This window comes from Thioclava marina (assembly GCF_002020135.1).
In the GTDB taxonomy this organism is placed as follows: Bacteria; Pseudomonadota; Alphaproteobacteria; order Rhodobacterales; family Rhodobacteraceae; genus Thioclava; species Thioclava marina.
Map to the genome: position 1 here is coordinate 650,266 of NZ_MPZS01000001.1, position 19,873 is coordinate 670,138.

Annotated in this window: 19 protein-coding genes; 5 read left to right on the forward strand and 14 right to left on the reverse strand. The window is 63.1% G+C overall.

The genetic code is table 11. The features are described 5' to 3' along the window. Window positions 1-21 precede the first annotated feature (21 nt). The 7 genes from soxB to BMG00_RS03095 all read right to left on the reverse strand — a co-directional run bounded on the left by soxB (window position 22) and on the right by BMG00_RS03095 (window position 5,689). Window positions 22-1,713 (reverse strand): thiosulfohydrolase SoxB, encoded by a 1,692-nt coding sequence (gene soxB / locus BMG00_RS03065; RefSeq protein ID WP_078528565.1) that lies wholly within the window; start codon window positions 1,711-1,713, stop codon window positions 22-24. 151 nt (window positions 1,714-1,864) lie between these two features. Then, window positions 1,865-2,725, reverse strand: coding sequence for a sulfur oxidation c-type cytochrome SoxA (gene soxA / locus BMG00_RS03070; protein ID WP_078528568.1), 861 nt, complete (start codon window positions 2,723-2,725; stop codon window positions 1,865-1,867). 133 nt (window positions 2,726-2,858) lie between these two features. Beyond that, window positions 2,859-3,188 (reverse strand): thiosulfate oxidation carrier complex protein SoxZ, encoded by a 330-nt coding sequence (soxZ, locus tag BMG00_RS03075; RefSeq protein WP_093469887.1) that lies wholly within the window; start codon window positions 3,186-3,188, stop codon window positions 2,859-2,861. Window positions 3,189-3,211: 23 nt separating this feature from the next. Continuing rightward, a complete protein-coding gene (gene soxY / locus BMG00_RS03080; RefSeq protein WP_078528571.1) occupies window positions 3,212-3,631 on the reverse strand; it encodes a thiosulfate oxidation carrier protein SoxY in 420 nt (139 codons plus the stop codon). Between the two features lie 34 nt (window positions 3,632-3,665). Continuing rightward, window positions 3,666-4,145, reverse strand: a complete 480-nt coding sequence (gene soxX, locus BMG00_RS03085; RefSeq protein WP_078573350.1) for a sulfur oxidation c-type cytochrome SoxX — start codon at window positions 4,143-4,145, stop codon at window positions 3,666-3,668. Between the two features lie 234 nt (window positions 4,146-4,379). After that, complete coding sequence (locus BMG00_RS03090) at window positions 4,380-4,934, reverse strand: thioredoxin family protein (protein WP_078573351.1); 555 nt, start codon at window positions 4,932-4,934, stop codon at window positions 4,380-4,382. A gap of 17 nt (window positions 4,935-4,951) precedes the next feature. Further along, window positions 4,952-5,689, reverse strand: a complete 738-nt coding sequence (locus tag BMG00_RS03095) for a cytochrome c biogenesis CcdA family protein (RefSeq protein ID WP_078573352.1) — start codon at window positions 5,687-5,689, stop codon at window positions 4,952-4,954. Between the two features lie 98 nt (window positions 5,690-5,787). On the opposite strand from BMG00_RS03095, the gene BMG00_RS03100 reads away from it, so the two are divergent. The 3 genes from BMG00_RS03100 (at window position 5,788) to BMG00_RS03110 (ending at window position 7,849) form a co-directional block, all read left to right on the forward strand. Beyond that, the gene (locus BMG00_RS03100; RefSeq protein WP_210401934.1) at window positions 5,788-6,255 is read left to right on the forward strand and encodes a hypothetical protein; all 468 of its coding nucleotides are present in this window, start codon (window positions 5,788-5,790) and stop codon (window positions 6,253-6,255) included. A 196-nt stretch (window positions 6,256-6,451) separates the two neighbouring features. Further along, on the forward strand, window positions 6,452-6,757 hold the full coding sequence (locus BMG00_RS03105) for an ArsR/SmtB family transcription factor (RefSeq protein WP_038072691.1): 306 nt from the start codon (window positions 6,452-6,454) through the stop codon (window positions 6,755-6,757). Window positions 6,758-6,802: 45 nt separating this feature from the next. After that, window positions 6,803-7,849 (forward strand): YeeE/YedE family protein, encoded by a 1,047-nt coding sequence (locus tag BMG00_RS03110; RefSeq protein WP_078528584.1) that lies wholly within the window; start codon window positions 6,803-6,805, stop codon window positions 7,847-7,849. A gap of 6 nt (window positions 7,850-7,855) precedes the next feature. Here BMG00_RS03110 and BMG00_RS03115 read toward each other — a convergent pair whose 3' ends face one another. The 3 genes from BMG00_RS03115 to BMG00_RS03125 form a co-directional block, all read right to left on the reverse strand. Next, window positions 7,856-8,767 carry an HNH endonuclease gene (locus BMG00_RS03115; protein ID WP_245794938.1) on the reverse strand — a complete coding sequence of 304 codons (912 nt, stop codon included), beginning with the start codon at window positions 8,765-8,767 and terminating at the stop codon, window positions 7,856-7,858. Window positions 8,768-8,959: 192 nt separating this feature from the next. Next, window positions 8,960-12,217, reverse strand: a complete 3,258-nt coding sequence (locus BMG00_RS03120; protein WP_078573354.1) for an efflux RND transporter permease subunit — start codon at window positions 12,215-12,217, stop codon at window positions 8,960-8,962. Next, window positions 12,207-13,187, reverse strand: a complete 981-nt coding sequence (locus BMG00_RS03125; protein ID WP_420604789.1) for an efflux RND transporter periplasmic adaptor subunit — start codon at window positions 13,185-13,187, stop codon at window positions 12,207-12,209. The genes BMG00_RS03120 and BMG00_RS03125 overlap by 11 nt, the downstream gene beginning before the upstream one ends. A 203-nt stretch (window positions 13,188-13,390) precedes the next feature. Here BMG00_RS03125 and serS point away from each other — a divergent pair, with 203 nt between their 5' ends. Beyond that, window positions 13,391-14,680, forward strand: coding sequence for a serine--tRNA ligase (serS, locus tag BMG00_RS03130; protein ID WP_078573356.1), 1,290 nt, complete (start codon window positions 13,391-13,393; stop codon window positions 14,678-14,680). Between the two features lie 82 nt (window positions 14,681-14,762). Then, the gene (locus BMG00_RS03135) at window positions 14,763-14,975 is read left to right on the forward strand and encodes a hypothetical protein (protein WP_078528598.1); all 213 of its coding nucleotides are present in this window, start codon (window positions 14,763-14,765) and stop codon (window positions 14,973-14,975) included. Between the two features lie 67 nt (window positions 14,976-15,042). Here the strand turns inward: BMG00_RS03135 and BMG00_RS03140 are convergent, their stop codons facing one another. The 4 genes from BMG00_RS03140 to BMG00_RS03155 form a co-directional block, all read right to left on the reverse strand. Next, the gene (locus BMG00_RS03140; RefSeq protein ID WP_078528601.1) at window positions 15,043-15,891 is read right to left on the reverse strand and encodes a hypothetical protein; all 849 of its coding nucleotides are present in this window, start codon (window positions 15,889-15,891) and stop codon (window positions 15,043-15,045) included. Between the two features lie 185 nt (window positions 15,892-16,076). Further along, window positions 16,077-17,615: a ribosome biogenesis GTPase Der gene (der, locus tag BMG00_RS03145; RefSeq protein ID WP_078528604.1), complete on the reverse strand. Its 1,539-nt coding sequence runs from the start codon at window positions 17,613-17,615 to the stop codon at window positions 16,077-16,079. Between the two features lie 49 nt (window positions 17,616-17,664). Then, window positions 17,665-18,996: an outer membrane protein assembly factor BamB family protein gene (locus tag BMG00_RS03150; RefSeq protein WP_245794939.1), complete on the reverse strand. Its 1,332-nt coding sequence runs from the start codon at window positions 18,994-18,996 to the stop codon at window positions 17,665-17,667. Window positions 18,997-19,078: 82 nt separating this feature from the next. Further along, window positions 19,079-19,756: a hypothetical protein gene (locus BMG00_RS03155; RefSeq protein ID WP_078573357.1), complete on the reverse strand. Its 678-nt coding sequence runs from the start codon at window positions 19,754-19,756 to the stop codon at window positions 19,079-19,081. Window positions 19,757-19,873: the final 117 nt, after the last annotated feature.

Sequence of the window (19,873 nt, forward strand, 5' to 3'; positions counted from 1 at the left end):
TCATCGACGGGCGTAAGCGGCTCAAGCGCCGGTCACGACCACCGAGTCATTCGGTTTCAGGTCAACGGTTTTGATCTTGCGGAGGTGATCAGCGACCACGTCCCAGATCTGCGGCCCTTCGGTCCCTTCATTGACCGAGGCCCAACCCGTCACGACATAATTGCGGCCCATGTCGATATCCGAGCCATCCTTGAGCAGCGTCATGTTCGAAATGCGCTGGCCGATCGGCGCGTTCACATCGATATGGTAGCCCATGCCACCGACGCGAACCATGTCGCCACCCTGCTGATAGTAGGGGTCGGTGTTGAAGATGTTGTCGGCGACATCCTCGAGGATGGTCTTGATCGTCTCGCCGGTCATCTCCATGCGATAGTTTTCGCCGTAGGTCATCGAGGTGCAGGTCAGCAGGTCTTCCATCGTGATCTTGTCACCCGGAAGCAGCGTGGTGCCCCAGCGCACGCCCGGGCTCATCGCGATTTCGGCGTCGCGCTCTTCGAGCATCGCCTCGCAGATCAGGTCGTCCCAGGTGCCGTTGAAGTTGCCGCGGCGATAGAGCAGCGAATTGGTCTCGGCCAGTACTTCTTCCAGCTCGGCCTTGTAGGGCTCGCGGCTCGAAGCGATGAGATCCGACATTTCCTTGTCGGCCTCGATCACATCCGAGAAGACCGGGATCAGCTTGTGGCGGAAGCCCATCATCTTGCCGTCGCGCACGTCGAGATCGACGCGGGAGACGAATTTACCGTTCGAGCCCGAGGCGATCATGATCGTCTCGCCCACCAGCACCGGCTCCGGCACGGCGTCATGGGTGTGACCGGTCAGGATCACGTCGATGCCCTTCACGCGGCTTGCCATCTTGTGGTCGACGTCGAAGCCGTTATGCGACAGGCAGACCACGAGGTCGACGCCCATGCCGCGCACTTCGTCGACGACTTCCTGCATGCGCTCTTCGCGAATGCCGAAGGAATAGTCGGGGAACATCCATTTCGGGTTCGCGATCGGCAGGTAGGGGAAGGCCTGCCCGATGACGGCGATGCGGGTGCCGTTCTGCTCGAAGATCTTGTAGGCCTCGAAGGCCGGCTCGTCCCATTCCGCGTCGAAGATATTCGCGCCGAGGAAGGGGAAGGGAAGCGTGTCGACGATCTCCTTCACGCGCTCTTCGCCATAGGTCCATTCCCAGTGCGAGGTCATCGCGTCGACGCCGAGCTTGTTCATGATGTCGACCATGTCCTGGCCGTTGGTTTTCAGCGCGGTCATCGAACCATGCCAGGTGTCGCCACCGTCGAGCAGGATCGCATTCGGACGCTCGGCCTTGATCGCCTTCACGATCGTGGCGACGCGGTCCATGCCGCCCATCTTGCCGTAGCTCTTGGCCAGATCGACATAGTTGTCATAGGTCAGCGCATAGGCGTCGGGGCTGTTCGGCTTGATGTTGAACTCATCGAGGAACGCCTTGCCGGTCAGGTGCGGCGGACGGCCCTTGGCTTCGCCCACACCGAGGTTGATCTCGGGCTCGCGGAAATAGATCGGCATCGCCTGAGCGTGGATGTCGGTGATATGGATCAGCGTCACGTTGCCCAGCGGCTCGAACGCGAGAAGCTGATCCTGGGTGAGCGACTGCTGCGCCATCGCACGCGACCAGCGCGACAGGCCCGAAGCGCCGAGGATAGTCGAGGCGGCCAAGCTCGCCTGAAGAAATTCCCGCCGGGAAATCATGCCGTTTCTCTCCTTCTTTTCCCCGCCCGCAGGACGGACAGAGCCGTTTTCAGTTCAAAAATTGACAAACGAATTCAAACAGATAGTGAATTTTGAATATGTTTGGATAAAAGAAGGCGGGACAGGGTAAACCCTGCCCCGCACATCAAGATCAGGGACGGACGCCGCCGCCTTCGATGTCGAGGCCCATGCCGCGCGAAGCGACGTAGAGCTCGAGCGCGTGGAACTCCGGCGAACCGGGGCTGTAGGTCTCGGCGCGGGTGTCACGGATGCAGCCCTTGAAGCGGTTGTGGATCGAAACCACACCGGCATTCTTCAGACGGTAGACCGGGAAGCCCTGGATCTGGCCCTGGCTGAGGTGGTCAGCACGGATGTAGTTGCCGTAGTTCTCTTCGTGGCAGGAGGCGCAGGACAGCTCGAGCTGGCCGTAGCGCGTGTAGTAGATCTCCTTGCCCTTCTCCCAGAACGGAGCCGCATCGCCGTCGATCTTGACGTTGACCGGCATGCCGCGCGACTGGACCGAGAGAGCGACGGTCATGTTGTGCATCGCACCGCTGTCCCAACCCCAGGCTTCGGCGCCCATGCGGTTGGTGCGGCAATCGTTGATGTAGTCTTCCATCGACCACAGCTCGCCCTTGGCGTTGAGCTTCGGCATCGTGGCGCGCACGCCCTTCATGCCCTCGCTGATATCGCCATGGCAATCGGCGCAGGACTTGCCTTCGGACCCGTCGGCAACGCTCCAGTTATCCATGCCCTTTTCGGCGTAGATCATGATCGGGTTGTCGAAATCGTCCTGTTCCATCGCACGGGTATCGTCCGTGCGGAACAGCCAGCCCGAATACACCTCGTCGAGGTGGCCTTCGAGGTGAGCCGCGGCAGGCGCCTTGGTCACGATCGGGGTGTCGCCGTTGATGTTGAGTTCGTCCTCGGCCATTTCGGCGTGCAGCGCAGCAGAGCTGAGCGCGAATGCTGCGGTGGCGGCAAGGATGGTGCGGCTGAAGCGCAACGTCATATTTTGTGTCCTCCCTGGGTGTGCGCCCCGCGCCCGTCGATCTCCCCAAACGGGCGCAGAGGTCTGTCCTTGGTCTTTCAGCACGCTCCCTCGCGTACTTTTGGCCCCCGCAATCGCGAGGGCCGCAGCCCGATCAGCCGACTTCGATCGACTTCGTGTCTTCGTAGACCGACCCGTCATCGTCGTACCAGGTGAACTTGAATTCACCGGCCGCCGGGACTTTCGCATCGAATTCGATGTAGGGGTTGGTCGAGACCGCGGGCTCGAGCGTGACGTCGATCACGTTCTCGCCGTTGAAGTCGCAGGTGAAGCGGTTGATGATCTGACGCGGGATCACCTTGCCGTCCTTGTCCTTGCGCTGACCCGATTCCATCGGGTGCGAGATCAGGGTCTTGATGGTGATGCTCTCACCGGCCGAAGCTTTCTTCGGCACTTTCACGCGGGGTTTAACGCCGTCCATGATGGTAACTCCTCAGATTCCGTTGATCAGCCGCCGCAGCCGCCGATGGTGACCTTCACGGTCGATTTCGCCTGGACGAAGCTGCCGTCAGCCATCTTGGCGATCGCGACCACGTCCTGCGTCTTCGACAGACGGATGCGGATCGAGGCCATCTGCGAGCCGGCGAGCGGGCCGAACTTGAAGGTCGCGACCTCGGGGGTCGGGTTGCCGGTGGCGTAGACGGCGATCTCGGTGGCGCCGGGCGCGTCGACCGAAATCGGAACCGTGTTGCCGTTTTCAGCGATTTCCGGAGCAGTCAGGGTGAGGCCACCCTCGCCCGCAGCCGCACCGCCGGTGAACTTCGCGATCGCATCGGCCGAAGCGTCGGCCAGCGCGGGCAGCGGCAGCATGGTCGCGGCAACGCCGCCCATCGCCAGCGCCAGCGCATCACGTCTGGTCATGGTCATATTTAGTCTCTCCTCTCGGGTTTCTCGTACAGGGTCACTCTTCCTTGAGCGTCATCAAGAAAGCGACCACATCTTCTACTTGCTGCGCGTTCAGGATCGGCGCCAGATCGCCGGTCGCCGCCTTGCCGGTGTAGCCATCGCCGGGACGGATGAACGGTCCGGTCTTGTACATGGACGGCATCACCGAGCCTTCGAACGTATGCTTGGCATCGACAACGATACCGCGCAGCTGTGCTTCGCTCCAACGGTCGGCCGCGCCGTTCAGCTCGGGACCGATATTGCCCTGGAACGCGGCGTCGAGCGCGGACACGACGTGGCAGGCGACGCAGTTGCCCAGCGACTTGGTCGCAGCGACTTCGGCCCCCTTGGCCGGATCGCCCGGCTGGCCGGTCAGGGAATCGGTCACCTCGCCCGCATCGGTGAACTTGACGTCCATCGGAGCGGTCTCGGCGGCGAATGCGGCGCTCGCGGCGAAAGTTGCGGCCAGTGCGGCCCACGCGACGTGGCGGTTCATTGAAGTCCTCCCAAATTCTCTCCCTGACTCACTTTTAAGCGAGTGCGTCACAGTGGCGCAATGCATAAATTCAAAAAACCGCATATTTTCCAATATGTTCGCACGGAAATATCGAAGCATACAAAGGTATACCCCGAATTTTCCACGAAAAATCAGGCGCATTCGCGAGCGCAGCGCAAATTCTGCGCCAGCGAAGGCCCGATCACAGTCTCGTCAGAGTGAGCAAGTCGGCGGTCACTTCGCCATGACTTTCTCGGCCACGTATTTCTGGAAGTTCTGTCCACTCTCGTAGCCGTGATTCTTGACCCATTCGAGCAGCGCCATCGTCGTGCCCTTGCCGAAAGCGCCCGGCATCTGCGCCACAGCCTGCTTGTTGGCGGGGTCTTCGCTGACCTCCTCGGGGAAGAACATCATGGTGGGTGTGAACATCACCCCCCATTTCATCGCCATGTCCTTTTCGGGCAGCGTCTCACCGTCGAAATCGGTCACCTCGACATCGCCGAAGAGGTTCATCTGCACAACGAAATAGTTGTCCACGATGTATTTCGCGATCTCGGGATCGGAGAAGACCTCTTCATGCATCTTCTTGCAGTAGATGCAGCCACGCTGCTCCCAGATCACAAGGAAGCGCTTGCCCGCGTCATTGGCGCTGGAGAGATCGTCGGACATATCCTTGAAGGTTTCCTGGAACCAGGGCTCCTTGTGCAGCCCGTCGTCGCCGATCTCGGCGGCATGGACCGGAACGGCCAGCATCGCAGCGGCGAAGGCCGCGGTCAGAAAATGACGCATGATCTTACTCCCTTGCTTCAGCCCAGACTCCCGCTGGGCATCACATTGATCAGAAACTCGCCGATATAGCGCAGACCACCGGTGACGATGAGCGCCGCGAAGACGATCAGCATAACCCCCATCGCCTTTTCGACATAGCCGAGTTTCGCGCGATGCTTGGCCATGAAGGCGAGGAAGGGGCGCGTGAAGAAGGCCGCGATGATGAAGGGCAGCGTCATCCCGATCCCGTAAGAAAAGAGCAGAAGCCCCCCTTTCGAGATATCGCCCATGCCCGAGGCGACCATCAGGATCGCGGCGAGCGCAGGCCCGACACAGGGCGTCCAGCCAAAGCCGAAAGCGAGCCCCATGACATAGGCACCAAGGAAGGTCGTCGGGTCCGCCTTCGATTCCATGCGCGCCTCGCGATAGAGGAACGGAATGCGGATGATACCGAGGAAATGCAGACCGAAGACGAGCAGGATCGCTGCGGCGACCCAGCTCAGCGGCCCCATCCACTCACGGAAGGCCGCGCCGAGCGCGGTCGCCCCCATCCCCATCAGCACGAAGATCGTCGTCACACCGAGCGCGAATGCCACCGAGGACGCCACCATGCGGGCCTGAGCCCCCGGCGCGATCTTGCCGTCGCCGCGCAGCTCGGACATTGAAAGACCGGCCATGTAGGACAGATAGAAAGGCACCATCGGCAGAATGCAGGGCGTCAGAAAGGACAACAGGCCGGCGAAAAATGCACCGCCATAGGTAATATCGATCGGCATGGAACCTCCCACAGCGACAGGGCCCGGCCTCCCAACCGTATTCTTGAACGCCCCGGTCAAACACATTACGATCTTTATATGTAAAGGGAGGTGCGTCAATGTCTCGCATTGTATCGCATACGATTTTCGCCGCCGCGGCGATGGCGATCGGCTTGAGCGGGATGGTCCGCGACGCAAGTGCCGAAGGGGAGACGACTCCGCCCCCCTCGGCGACGCGCACCGAAGTTCAGCCCGGCGCCCAGGTCGAGAGCGAATTCAGGCTGCTGATGGTCGAACAGGTCGGATGCGTCTACTGCCGGATGTGGGAACACGATCTTGGCCCGATCTACCCCAAGACGCCCGAGGGTCAGATTGCCCCGCTCGAACGGGTCGACCTGCACAAGCCCTTCCCCGAAGACATCACGATCACAAAGGGTAAACCGCTTTTCACGCCTACCTTCATCCTGTTGCGCGACGGGGTCGAGATCAACCGGATCGAGGGTTATGCGAGCGAGGACTTCTTCTGGGGGCTTTTGGGACAGGCGCTGCGTGACGCAGGCGCCGAAATGCCCGACCCTAACGGTTAGACGAAGGTCGCATGACGATTTTTTAGGCTCGAGACTTTGTTCCGCCGAATCGCCGTGCTAAAGCCTGAGTCATTCGATCAGTTCGGCTGCGGCACGGTTCGCGGCGACAGGGAAGGATGAAAAGGTGCGGCAAATGGCACCAGATGGGCAAACAAACACTCCCTCCGCTTCGGCGAGCAGTGGGAAATGCGCCCGTATGGATGCCGAGGAATTGCTGGGCCGCGCGCAGGATGCCTCCAATCTGATGAAGGCGCTCGCCCATGAAGGGCGGCTCATGATCCTGTGTCATCTCAGCTCGGGCGAGAAATCGGTCACCGAGCTGGAAAATCTCCTCGAATCGCGTCAGGCGGCGGTGAGTCAGCAGCTCGCCCGGCTTCGCCTCGAAGGGCTGGTCAGTGCCCGGCGCGATGGCAAGGCGATCTACTACACCCTCTCGGACCCGCGTGCGCGCCGCCTCGTCGAAGTGATCTATGACATGTTCTGCAACAGCGAACGACGCTGAGGCGAGGCGACCGGGTGGCCGCGCCACCCGGAATGGAGGTCGGCGATGGAACAAATTCCGATGGGTGCCTGGGCGGCTCTGGTCGGCCTGATCGGCGGAGCCATTCTGGGCCTCGCCGCGCGATTGGGCGATTTCTGCACGCTCGGCGCGTTGGAAAGCGCAGCCTATGGCCAGGACCAGCGCCGTCTGCGGCTGTGGGGCGTGGTTCTCGCCGTGGCGATCACCGGTTCCTTCGTCGCCGAGGCCCTGGGTTATGCCGAGATCACCAAGAGCTTCTATCACACGATCAAATGGTCGCCGCTCGCCTCGATCGCGGGCGGGCTGATCTTCGGCTACGGCATGGCTTTGGCCGGCAATTGCGGCTTTGGGGCGCTGGTGCGCTTCGGCGGCGGCGATCTGCGCGCGCTCGTGGTGGTCGTGGTCATGGGGATCTTCGCCTTCGTCACCCTCTCGGGTCCGCTTGCCCACCTGCGCACCCTGATCTTCGATCAGCAGCTGGCCGATACACCGCAAGGCATCGCGCATTGGCTTTCGGCGCGCACCGGGCTGCCGCCTCTTGTCTTCGCCCTGCCCATCGCGGCGGGTTTCCTCGCCTGGGGGCTGAGCTACAAACCGCTGCGCGCAGACAAACGCCGCGTCGCCTGGGGCGTCGCCGCCGGTCTCGCGATTGTCTGGAGCTTCGTCGGCACTTCGCTGATCTATGCCGAAAGCATGGGAGAGGTCGGGGTCGAAGCCCCCTCCTTCACTGCGCCTCTGGGCCGCACGATCCTCTATTTTATGACCTCGACCGCGGGTGGGATCACTTTCTCGGTCGGGCTCGTGGCCGGTGTTCTGGGCGGGGCGTTTCTCGGCTCGCTCATTCGTGGGCTGTTCAAATGGGAAGCCTGCGAAGACCCGCGTGAGCTTGGCCGCCAGGTGGGTGGTGCGGCCCTGATGGGCATCGGCGGGACGATCGCGCTCGGCTGCTCGATCGGACAAGGGGTGAGCGCGATGTCGGTGCTGGCCTTCTCGGCCCCCGTCACGCTTGCCTCGATCGTGGTGGGCGGGCTGATCGGTCTGCGCCAGCTGATCCACGGCTTCCAGCCGGAATAAGTCCCCTCAGAGCCGGTCCCACAGGGTCGGCTCGCCCTCCATCACCTGCCCGAACCGGTTCTCCCGGTGCCAACGCAGGTTTTCCGGATGCGGGCGGTTCCGAGGGTCTGTCGGGTGCAATAGCTTTCCATCTGGACGAATGAGCCTGTCAACGACATCGGCAGGCACCTTGTTGCGCGACACGAGAATGGTCTCGCAATCTTCCGCGATGGAAATGAGACCGCGGTCGAACATCCAGTGCAGCGTGCCCGACAATGCGAGCCCGTTTCGAACCGAGTCACTGCCTTTTTGATCGACCGGCCTGATATGCGCGGCTTGCACCTCGGGCCGCCCACCGCCATTGCGCAGGCGCAAACCGGAAATGGCACAGCGGTAATCATACGCTTCGCGAACCTTCCGTCGAAAGGCGACGTCCCGATAGGGCCTCCGCGTGAGCCTTTCCAGCACCGGACGTTCAAAGGTCATCGGCTCTTCGGCCAGTCCGGAATTTTCCGCCTCGTAGCGCATCGCCTCCAGCCGCTCGAGATCCTGTGGCAGACCGAGATCGACAATCCGCGCAAACTCGTCCTCCGGGAGGCGCCGAACCGCCAACTGCACGGCACCCCCCCTCTTCGCGCTGCCATCGCTTTCACATAAAGCCCGTTCAAGCGGGCGCCCGCCTCTCATGCGCGGCACGTCGCTGTCGAAGGGAAGGTAAGTGCCCGGAGTGATGAGCGCGAGGAACCTCCCCTCGGCGCCCGGTTTGGGAATGACGCTGTCAATCTTTGCGACGGCGAAATAGCCCCGTGGCCCGGCTTTGACAGGCTCGTAATAGACGATCCAGTCTCCGACAGCCTCCTGCATCGCACGCAGATAGGTTCGCGGGAAGTCATAGACGACATCCGGCTCGTCCTCGTAGATCGAGTCCGCCTTGTGCAAGAGAACGAGCTTCACCATGACGCCAGGAAATCGCGTCTCACGCCAAATGCAATGAATTTGTTTGGAATGTCGGCGATTGCTTTTCGCATTTGCACAGGCGTGCGCAATCTAGGCCACTCGTCGGAGGGTAAAGAGAAACCGCCCGCACGGGGTCGTCGCGCGGGCGGTCATCAGGTCAGTTTTTCACACCGTTCAGGTCTTGAAGATCCGGTAGATCGCCGGGATCACCAGCACCGTCAGCAGGGTCGAGCTGAGCAGGCCGAACAGCAGCGAGATCGCAAGCCCCTGGAAGATCGGGTCGGCCAGGATCACCACCGCGCCGATCATCGCCGCGATCGCGGTCAGCAGGATCGGCTTGAAGCGGATGGCGCCGGCCTCGATCAGCACCTCGATCTTGTCCTTGCCCTCATGCGCCCCGTGCCGGATGAAATCCACCAGCAGGATCGAGTTGCGCACGATGATCCCCGCCAGAGCGATGAAACCGATCATCGAGGTGGCCGAGAAGGGCGCGTGGAAGATCCAGTGACCGACCATGATCCCGAGGAAGGTCAGCGGCACCGGCGTGAGGATCACCAGCGGCAGGCGGAACGATCCGAACTGGGCGACGACGAGGATGTAGATTCCCAGGAGCGCGACCGCGAAGGCCGCTCCCATGTCGCGGAAGGTGACCCAGGTCACTTCCCATTCGCCGTCCCACAGGAGCGTCACATGGCTTTCGTCCTGCGGCTGACCATGCAGAGACACCACGGGTTTCTCGCCCTCGGGCCATTGCATGTTGTTGATGATGTCATCGACCGCCAGCATCCCGTAGAGCGGTGCCTCGAAATTCCCTGCAAGCTCGGCCGTGACCATTTCCGCCTCGCGCCCGTTATGGCGGAAGATCGGATAGGAGGCTTTCTCCGTCTTCACATCCACCACGTCGCCCAGTTCCACCACGCCGCGTGCGCCGGGCAGAACGTTCGCCGGGATCGGGGTCGAAAGGGTGCTCTCGTTCATCACCTTGTTGGACTTGGAGCGCTCCATCACGATCGGGATCGGCTGACGTTCCTGACCGCGATGCGAATAGCCGACCGTGGTCGAGCCGTTGAGCATCGCCAGCGTATCCCAGACATCCCCCTCGGACACCGAGTAGAACTCGAGATCGTCCGAATTCACCGTCACGCGCAGCTTGTCGGGCTGGATGCCGAAGCTGTTATCCACGTCGACGATGAAAGGCACCTCATCGAAGGCCTTCTGGATCTGTCGCGCCGCGGCACGGCGCACTTCCGGCGTGGGGCCATAGACCTCTGCCAGAAGCGTCGCGATCACCGGGGGGCCGGGCGGAGGCTCGACCGTCTTCAGGCTCGCGCCCTCGGGCAGCGTGATCGCCTTGATCTTGTCGCGGATTTCCAGCGCGATCTGGTGGCTGGTCCGGTCGCGATCACCTTTCGGCAGAAGCTGGATCTCAACGTCGCCCTGATTGGGCTGCGCGCGCAGGTAGTAGTGCCGGACGAGCCCGTTGAAGTTGAACGGCGCGGCCGTCCCCGCATGGGTCTGCGCCGAGATCACCTCGGGCATTTCCGTCACGATGCTCGCGACCTGCTGCGCTACCGAGTCGGTCTCTTCAACCGAGGTGCCGGCGGGCATGTCGATCACCACCGAGAGCTCCGACTTGTTGTCGAAGGGCAGCAGCTTCACCGTGACATGTTTTGTGTAGAGCAGCCCCAGCGAGCCGAAGGAGAGCACCGACACGATCAGCAGGAACAGCCCCGCGCGGCCCTTGGTCTTCAGGATCGGACGCGCAAATTTCGAGTAGAGCGCGCCAAGCTTGCCACCGTGATTGTGTCCGCCATAGGCGTCGTCATCCGCCCCATGGCCATGCAGCTCCGCCTTGCCCGCGACTTTCACCATCAGCCAGGGCGTGATGATGACAGCCACGAAGAAGGAAAAGATCATCGCCGCCGAGGCGACAGCGGGAATGGGCGACATGTAGGGGCCCATCAGCCCCGACACGAAGAGCATCGGCAGAAGCGCCGCGACCACGGTGAGAGTCGCGACGATGGTGGGGTTGCCCACCTCGGCCACCGCCTCGATCGCCTTGGTGATGCGCGAACCGGGCGTCTTCATCGCCCAATGTCGCGCGATGTTCTCGATCACCACGATCGCATCGTCGACGAGGATACCGATCGCGAAGATCAGCGCGAAGAGCGACACCCGGTTGAGCGTGTAACCCATCACATAAGCCGCAAAGAGCGTCAGCAGGATCGTCACCGGGATCACGACCGCGACCACGATGGATTCGCGCCAACCGATGGCCACCAGCACGAGACCGATGATCGACACGGTCGCGAGGCCGAGGTGGAACAGCAGCTCGTTGGCCTTCTCGTTCGCGGTCTCGCCATAGTCGCGGGTGACCTTTACCTCGACGTCTTCGGGGATCAGCGTGCCGTGCAGCTCGTGCACCCGGTGCATGATCTGTTCGGCAACGACCACCGCGTTCGAACCTGCGCGCTTGGCGATGGCGAGCGTCACCGCCGGGGTGCGCTCGAGCGTGCCGTCTTCGGCGCGCTGCACATTCGAGACGATGTGATCGGAGGCGTCGGGCACATAGGAGACCTTGGCGACATCGGCCACGTAGACGGGGCGGTTGTCGCGCGTGGTCAGCAGCAGCCCCGCGATCTCCGCCGGCGCGACCAGTGTCTCGCCCGCCGAAAGCGAGATCTGCTTGCCTTCATGCCGGATGGTGCCGGTGTTGAAGGCGCGGTTGGCCTGTGTGACCTTGTTCGAGAGCTGTTGCAGGGTCACGCCGTAAAGCGCGAGCTTGTCGGGATCGGGCTCGATCCGGATCTCGCTCGTGGCATCGCCCACCACATAGGTCAGGCCGACATTCTCGATCTTCGTGACCTCGGTCTGGAGTTCGCGCGCGATCCGGGTCAGCTCGTTGCTGTCGATATCGGCCCCGTCCCTGCCGGTGAGGGTCAGCGACACGATCGCCACGTCGTCGATCCCGCGCCCGACGATCACCGGATCGGGGATATCCTTGGGAATACGGTCGATATTGGCGCGCACCTTCTCGTGAACACGCAGGATCGCGGCATCCGAAGAAGTGCCGACCTGGAACCGCGCCATCACCAGCGAATAATCATCCTGGGTGCGCGAATAGACATGCTCGACCTCGTTGATCCCCTGCACGATGGTTTCCATCGGCTCGGTCACGAGCTTCATCGCATCCTGCGCCTTCAGTCCCGGCGCCTGGATATGGATGTCCACCATCGGCACCGAGATCTGCGGCTCTTCCTCACGCGGCAGAGAGATCAACGCCACAAGGCCCACCGCGACAGCGGCCAGGATCATCAGCGGCGTCAGTGCAGAGCGGATGAACGACTTGGTCAGCCCACCCGCGATCCCGAGCTTGCCGTGGATCTCGTCCTCTTCGGGCGTTGCGGGCCCGGTCTCGGTCTTATTGCTCATAAGGCACCACCGTATCGCCGGGGTTGAGGCCCGTGAGGATCTCGACCATCTCCTGGCCATCCATGTTCACGCGCACGCCGGGAACGACAGTGCGTTCGACATTCTCCTCGCCCACTTTCACGCGCACGAAATCAAGGCCGGTGCGGGTGGCGATATAGCTTGCCGGGATGACGATCGCCTGACGGTCACCCATCGGCAGCTTCACCAGAAGGCGCGCGGCGACAAAGCGCGAATCCAGATCGGGAACCTCGACATCGGCCTGCACGCGGCCGCCCTCGATCTGCGGGTAGATCTTGGCGAGCTTGCCCTCGATCTGCTGGCCTTCGGGGCCGGTGATCATGATCGTGTCGCCCGTCTTGAGCGTGTCGGCATGGCGCTCGGGAACGGAAAGGCGCAGGAAAAAGCCGCCGCCGCCGATGGTCGCGATCGTCTCGCCGCCCATTACCACCGCGTCCTTGGTCACCGGAACCGAGACCACCTTGCCGTCGATCGGCGCGGTGACGGTGCCGAATTGCTGCTGCTGCTCATAGACCTTGCGCTGCGCCTTCTGCGCCGCGATCTGGCCCTCGTAGACATTCACTTGCGTCTGAAGCTGGTCGACGTTCTGCGTGGTCGAGACCCCACGCGCCTTGAGCTCTTCGCCGCGCTTGAGTTCGGTCTGGGCGTTGGCGAGTTGCGCCTCGAGTGCTGCGATCTGCGCGTCGACCGCGCCAATCTGATACTCGATGGTCTGATCGACGATCTTGCCGATCATCTGACCGGCCGTGACCGTATCGCCTTCGGTGACGTCGAGTTCGGTGATCGTCCCCGAGATCCGCGCCCGCGCGGCGATCGTGTTCTTCGCCTCGACCTGACCATAGACCGATTTCCAGTCCGTCACGATCTGCGGTTCGACCTTGATCGCGCCATCCTGAGCCAGCGCGACCCCCGGCAGGAGCAGCGCGGCGAATGCCAGCGGCAGGAATTTCAACGTCATCTCGGATACCCTTCCCTCCGGACACGGCAGCATCGCGCCCGGTTATATTCCGGTTATTGAATATGAGCCCTTACAGCGAAATTCAACCATTGCGCAAGCCTCGTCGCCTTGACCTGTGTCATGGTCGCATCGCCGGGGGTTTTCGGCCCCACTTTCATGCGCTAAAGCCGTTTCCGCAACAGTCTTGGAGAGGTGAGATGCACGATATCCGCGCAATCCGCGAAAACCCCGCTGAATTCGACGCCCAACTGGCGCGCCGGGGGCTCTCGCCGCTTTCGCCCGAGATCCTCGCGCTCGACGAGGCGCGCCGGACGGCCATTCACGCCGCCGAGACCGCGAAAGCCGAACAAAACAGCGCTTCGAAGCAGGTCGGCGCGGCAAAAGCCAAGGGCGACGAGGCCGAGTTCGAGCGCCTGCGCGCGCTGGTAGCCGAGAAGAAGGCCGAGGTGGCGCAGATGCAAAGCGAGGCGAGCGAGCTCGACGCCAAGCTGCGCGACCTACTGATGACCGTTCCGAACCTGCCGCTGGCCGATGTGCCCGAAGGCGAGAACGAAGAACAAAATGTCGAGATTAAGCGCTGGGGCAACCCGCGCAACTTCTCCTTCACGCCGAAAGAGCATTACGAACTGCCCGCCGTGGGCACTGCCATGGATTTCGAAACGGCCGCGAAGCTTTCGGGCTCGCGCTTTGTCGTGCTCAAGGGCGGCGTGGCCCGCGTTCACCGGGCGCTTGCGCAATTCATGCTCGATCTGCATGTCGACAAGCATGACCTGTCCGAGAACATCACCCCCGTTCTGGTGCGCGACGAGGCGATGCTCGGCACCGGGCAGCTGCCGAAATTCGCCGAGGACAGCTATCAGACCACCAATGGCTGGTGGCTGATCCCGACCGCCGAGGTCACGCTGACCAACTACGCCAGCGGCGAGGTGATGGAGGAAAGCGCCCTGCCCCAACGTATGTGCGCCCATACGAACTGCTTCCGCTCGGAAGCGGGATCTGCGGGCAAGGACACCTCGGGCATGCTGCGCCAGCACCAGTTCGAGAAGGTCGAGATGGTGACGCTGTGCACCCCGGAGACCGCCATCGACGAGCATGAGCGCATGACCGGCTGCGCCGAGGCCGTGCTTGAGGCGCTCGGTCTGCCCTATCGCCGCATCGTGCTGTGCACCGGCGACATGGGCTTCGGTGCGCAGAAGACCTATGATCTCGAAGTCTGGCTGCCGGGTCAGAACACCTATCGCGAGATTTCCTCGGTCTCGACCTGCGGCACCTTCCAGGCGCGCCGGATGAACGGGCGCTACAAGCCCGCCGATGGCGGCAAGCCCGAGTTCATCGCGACGCTCAACGGCTCGGGCCTCGCGGTGGGGCGCTGCCTGATCGCGGTGCTGGAGAACGGGCAAGAAGAGGACGGCTCGGTCACGCTTCCCGCGGCACTGCATCCCTATCTGGGCGGCAAGACGCGGCTGGTGGACGGCAAGCTCGTCTGACGCTGCGGCGCAGCGACGCAAGACATCCCCCTGGGAAACGGCTAGGCTGCTCACAAATGAGTGAGTCGCCGGGGGGCTGCACATGACCGTAACATCCGTCGAAAACAGGCGCGATCACGCCCTGCACCGCATTCTCGAACTCGGCGCCGAAGAGGTGCCGGGACGCATTATCGAGATGCGACGCGAAAAGACCCTCTCGAAGCTGATCGTCGAGATCAATGCTGGGCTGGTCTCCGACAACGGAGATGAGCGTGCCCGCGCCCAAGCCGCGCTGGACCGGCTCGGCTTCATCTGAGCTTGATCGGCCAGACAAAAGAAAAGGGCCCAAGAGGGCCCTTTTCCACAATCGCTTCAGGCACCGATCAATCGAGCGGAGCCATCCAGCCAGCTGCCTGGAAGCCACCCATCGGGGTGCGAAGGTTGCTCGTCGGCTTGGCACCGAACGCCATGCGAACGCCGAGATAGACATTCGTCTCGTCGGCTTTGTCCTCGGAGTTGGCGGTGATGAGGCGACGGCTCACGGCACCGACGACGTCCAGCTTGTCATTGACCGAGTAGTTCACCTCGAGCGTCCCAGCACGGTAACGACCCCAGTCGCCGCCGCAGTCTTCGAAGCAGCTGCCCGAATAGGCTTGCTCGAGGAAGAGGTTCATGCCGAAGCGATCGGTAACCTGAGCCGCGTAACCGAGCGTGATGTCGTAGCCTTCGAACTCGTTGTCATCGGAGGCGCCATTGGCCGAGACATAACCGATCTGACCGTAGGCCTTGCCCCGCCAGATAGCTTTTTCGACTTCGAAACCGAGAGTCGTGCCAACCGCGGTGCGGCCCGCATCGGAAGCGTCGTCGTAACCGGTGAACAGACCTGCGCCAGCATAAGCGCCGAGGTAGGCGAACGAGAACTCGCGGCCGACATGGACACCGAACGCGCCCGTCGTCGTCGGGCCGGTGTAATACACGTCGTTGTTACCCGAATCGCCGTTTTTCTCGACACGGCCATCAATGGCAAAACGATACCCACCGCCAATTTCGGTCGCGGCATAGCCGCCAACGTAAGCACCGTAGAAAGGCGAACCGTCGATATCGGTGTCCGTGCTGCTGCGCGAAGTCGAGAAGACCCCGCCCTCAATCGAACTTTCCCAATCTGCAGCCGCAGCACCATGTGCAACCGCGAGGCACGAGATCGCGGCAGAAAGCAGCAATTTCATGGTCATAGCAAACCTCATTCCGTTTTTTCAGCGATCGCACAGGAGGGGAGGCAAGGTCACGGCGATCAACATACCCTTTAGAACCCACACAAGTGGATCCTAAGATGTTTTATGACATATATCGAAGGGAAACTGTCGTAGGGGAAGCTATACGCCAAAGACGTAGCGAATTGGCAACAAGAACGTGAACATTATTTATCGCCCGAAGAGGGCCCGCCTGATTTCTTCTTCGCGTCACGCACTTTCCTGGCGGCATCCTTGTGGGCCGCGCGCTTCTTCGCATCGACATGCTTCTTCAGCCGCGACGGGATCGACTTCTTGCGATCCTTGTAGGGGTTATCCTTGCCCTGATCGCGCATGTAGAGGCGGATCGGCGTGCCGGGCATGTCGAAGCTCTCGCGCAGCCCGTTGATCAGGTAGCGCTCGTAGCTCTCGGGGATCTTGTCGGCATAGGTCGTCTTGACCACGAAGCCCGGCGGGCGGGTCTTCGCCTGCGTGATGTAGCGCAGCTTGATGCGGCGACCGCCCGGGGCGGGCGGCGGGTGCGCCTCGGTCATCGCGCGCAGCCAGTTGTTGAGCTTCGCGGTCGGCACGCGGCGGTTCCAGACCTCATGCGCGTTCAGGATCGCATTGTGCAGACGGTCGAGCCCCTTGCCGGTCTTGGCCGAGACGGTCACGAGCGGCGCGCCTTTGAGCTGCGGCAGAAGGCGCTCGAACGCCTCGCGCAGTTCTTTCAGCTTTTCGGGCTTGTCCTCTTCGAGGTCCCATTTGTTCGCAGCGACCACGACGGCGCGGCCTTCGGTCTCGGCGAAATCCGCGATCCGCAGATCCTGGGTTTCGAAGGGAATATTCACGTCGAGCAGCACGACCACGACCTCTGCGAAGCGCACGGCGCGCAAGCCGTCGGCCACCGAGAGCTTCTCGACCTTGTCGGTCACGCGCGCCTTCTTGCGCATCCCCGCCGTGTCCCAGATCCGCATCGGCGTGCCCATGAACTCGGTCGTGACCGAGATCGCATCGCGGGTGATCCCGGCCTCGGGTCCGGTCAACAGGCGATCCTCCCCGAGGATCTTGTTGATCAGCGTCGATTTGCCCGCGTTCGGGCGGCCGATCACCGCGAGTTGCAGCGGTTTTGCGGCCGAGGGCGGCTGGTAGGCGGGAATGTCGCCTTCCTCGATCTCCTCGTCGATGACCACATCGGTCTCGGGCGCATTCGCGGCGTGGCGCTCGGCGAATTCGTCGGCCAGCGGCACCAGCGCGGTATACAGGTCGTCGAGCCCCTCACCGTGCTCGGCCGAGATCCGCAGCGGCTCACCCAGACCAAGGCTCCACGCCTCCATCGCGCCGGCATCGCCCGCAGCCCCTTCGGCCTTGTTGGCCGCGAGAATCACATGGGCGTTCTTCTTGCGCAGGATATCGGCGAAGATTTCGTCAGCAGGCGTCACACCCACGCGCGCGTCGATCAGGAACAGGCAGATATCGGCCTCCTCCACCGCGCGCTCGGTCAGGCGGCGCATCCGGCCCTGGAGGCTGTCATCCTCGGCCAGTTCGAGACCGGCGGAATCGATCACGATAAAGCGCAGATCGCCCAAACGCGCATCGCCCTCGCGCAGGTCGCGCGTGACCCCGGGCATATTGTCCACTAGCGCAAGGCGCTTGCCGACAAGCCGGTTGAACAGCGTCGATTTGCCGACATTCGGGCGGCCCACGATGGCCAGGGTAAAGCTCATGATGCCCTCCTTGGGCGTATACGAGCGGCCCCCTTACACCCTAAAAGCCTCACTGAAAAGCGTGCAGTTTCCCGTCGCCGCCCACAACGTAAAGGGTGCGGCCTGCCACGACCGGGTCGGTCGAGGCCCCGCCCGGGATCTTCGCCTCGCCGATGAGCGAGCCGTCGACCGGGCTGAAGACCCTCAGCATCCCGTCGGAAGAGGCCACGTAAAGCTTGCCGCCTGCGAGCACCGGGCCGTAATTGGCAGTGATCGTGCGCTGCTTCTTGACCTTTTCCTTCTCGTAATAAGGCAGGTCCTTGGACCAGATCTGCGCGCCGGACGCCGCATCGAGGCGCACCAGCTTGCCATTGTCCGAGGTCAGGAAGATCGAGCCGCCCACAACCTGCACGGGGCTGTTCGCCCCTTCGGTCGCGGTCCAGAGCCGTTGGCCAGAAGCCACATCGAAAGCGGCGAGCTTGCCCGCCGAGGAGCCGGCATAAAGCGTATCGCCCACCACGACCGGATCGCCGGTCAGATCCACGACCGAAGCATAGGCCACGCCCGGACGAGCGCCCGCGACCTTGGCCTGCCAGGTCGACATGCCCGATTTGCGCAGCGCCCCGGCAAGGAAGCCCGAGGGGAAGGGGAAGACCACCATGCGGTCGGTCACGACCGGGGCAGAGACACCCGTCATGCCCGAGCTCGACGGCGTGCCCGGCATCTGCCAGACGACCTTGCCGTCCGAGGCGCGGATCGCCCAGGCCGAGCTGTCGCGCGCCACCACATAGACCACGCCGTCACGCACGGTCGGGGCGCCGCCGATCCCGGCGTCGAAATATTGCCGCCACTTGATCGCGCCGGTGGCCGCGTCGATCGCGACGAGCTCTGCGAAATCGGAGGTCACGAAGACCGTGCCCGCGGCATAGGCGACGCCGCCCCCCGAGGCATCGCCCTCGCGGTCGCCCGGAGGCGTGATGTCGGTCTGCCACACACGCCCGCCATTGGTTGCGGTCGCCGTCACGCGGGCCTGGCTGTCGAGGGTGAAGACCTTGCCCGCCGCCACGATCGGATCGGCGGTGATGCGGTAGCGGCGTGCATTGCCCGCCCCGATATCGGCCGACCAGACCAGATTGGTGCCCGAACCGATCGCCGCGTTGAACAGGCTGTGGGTCGCCGAACCGCCGCGTTGGGGCCATTCGGCATTGTTCACCACGCCCGGCAGCTTGATCGGCAGGGACTGCTGTTGATCCGTGCCGGCCTCGACCGGCAGGCCCTCGGCGGCCAGCATCGCGTCGCGCGGCGACATGCGTTCGCCCGGCAGGATCACTTCCTTCCTGGAGCAGCCCGAAATGACCGCAGCCAGCCCCAGAACGCAGATCGCCTGTTTGCTCAGATTCACGCCCGTTCCCCCTGCCCTTCGGATCCGCTGCCCGCCCTCGCATCACCCAAGCGCGCGGCAAAGACCTCTTTGGTTCAACCCTTTACTCTTGCGGTGCCGGAGCGGCCTGCCCCGGCTCGGTCGGCACTTCGCCGCCCAGCGCCACAATCAACTCTGTCGCGCGCTGTTGCAAGCCCGGCGTGAGCCCGGCATCCGCGAGAATCTGCTTGGCGATCTCGATCGCACCGTCGCTGTCATCCGCCGCAAGCTTCACCGCCGCCTGCTGCTCCATCGCGAGCAGACGATAAGGTGCCCCGGGCGTAGCCAGCTTGACCAGAACCGCATCGCGTTTCGCGGGTTCCATCGTGTGGCCCGCCGCGATCACCGCCTTGAGCTGCGCCAGTTCGCTCAGCGAGCGCGGCACACCGGCCTGCGCGCCGACCGCGTCATAGAATTTCACCGCCTCTTCGGGATTGCCCGCCTCGAGCGCCGCATCGCCCTGCATCAGGTCGCGCACCGCCTGACGGCTACCGCCCTCGGCGTCGATCTTCGCCAGCGCCGCGCCCGGATCCTTGTCCGCCACCGCGGCCATCAGCTTGTCGCCGAAGGCGCGCGCCTCGGTCTGGGCCTTTTCCTTCTGCCAGGCGTTCCAGCCCGTGCCGCCGACGATCGCGAGGATCACCACGCCACCGATCCATCCCCATTTCTTGAAGGCGGCAAAGAGCTTGTCCTGCCGGACGGCCTCGGTGACTTCCTCGATGAAACTGTCGGTCTCGCTCACGCGTGCCTCTCCTCGCTGCTGTCGGCCCCTCTTACACGCCTCCCCCGGCGCTGCCAAGGCCCGCGCGGGACGCGAACGCGCGAGGCTTCGCGCTTGAGATCATGCCCCGCTCTCATT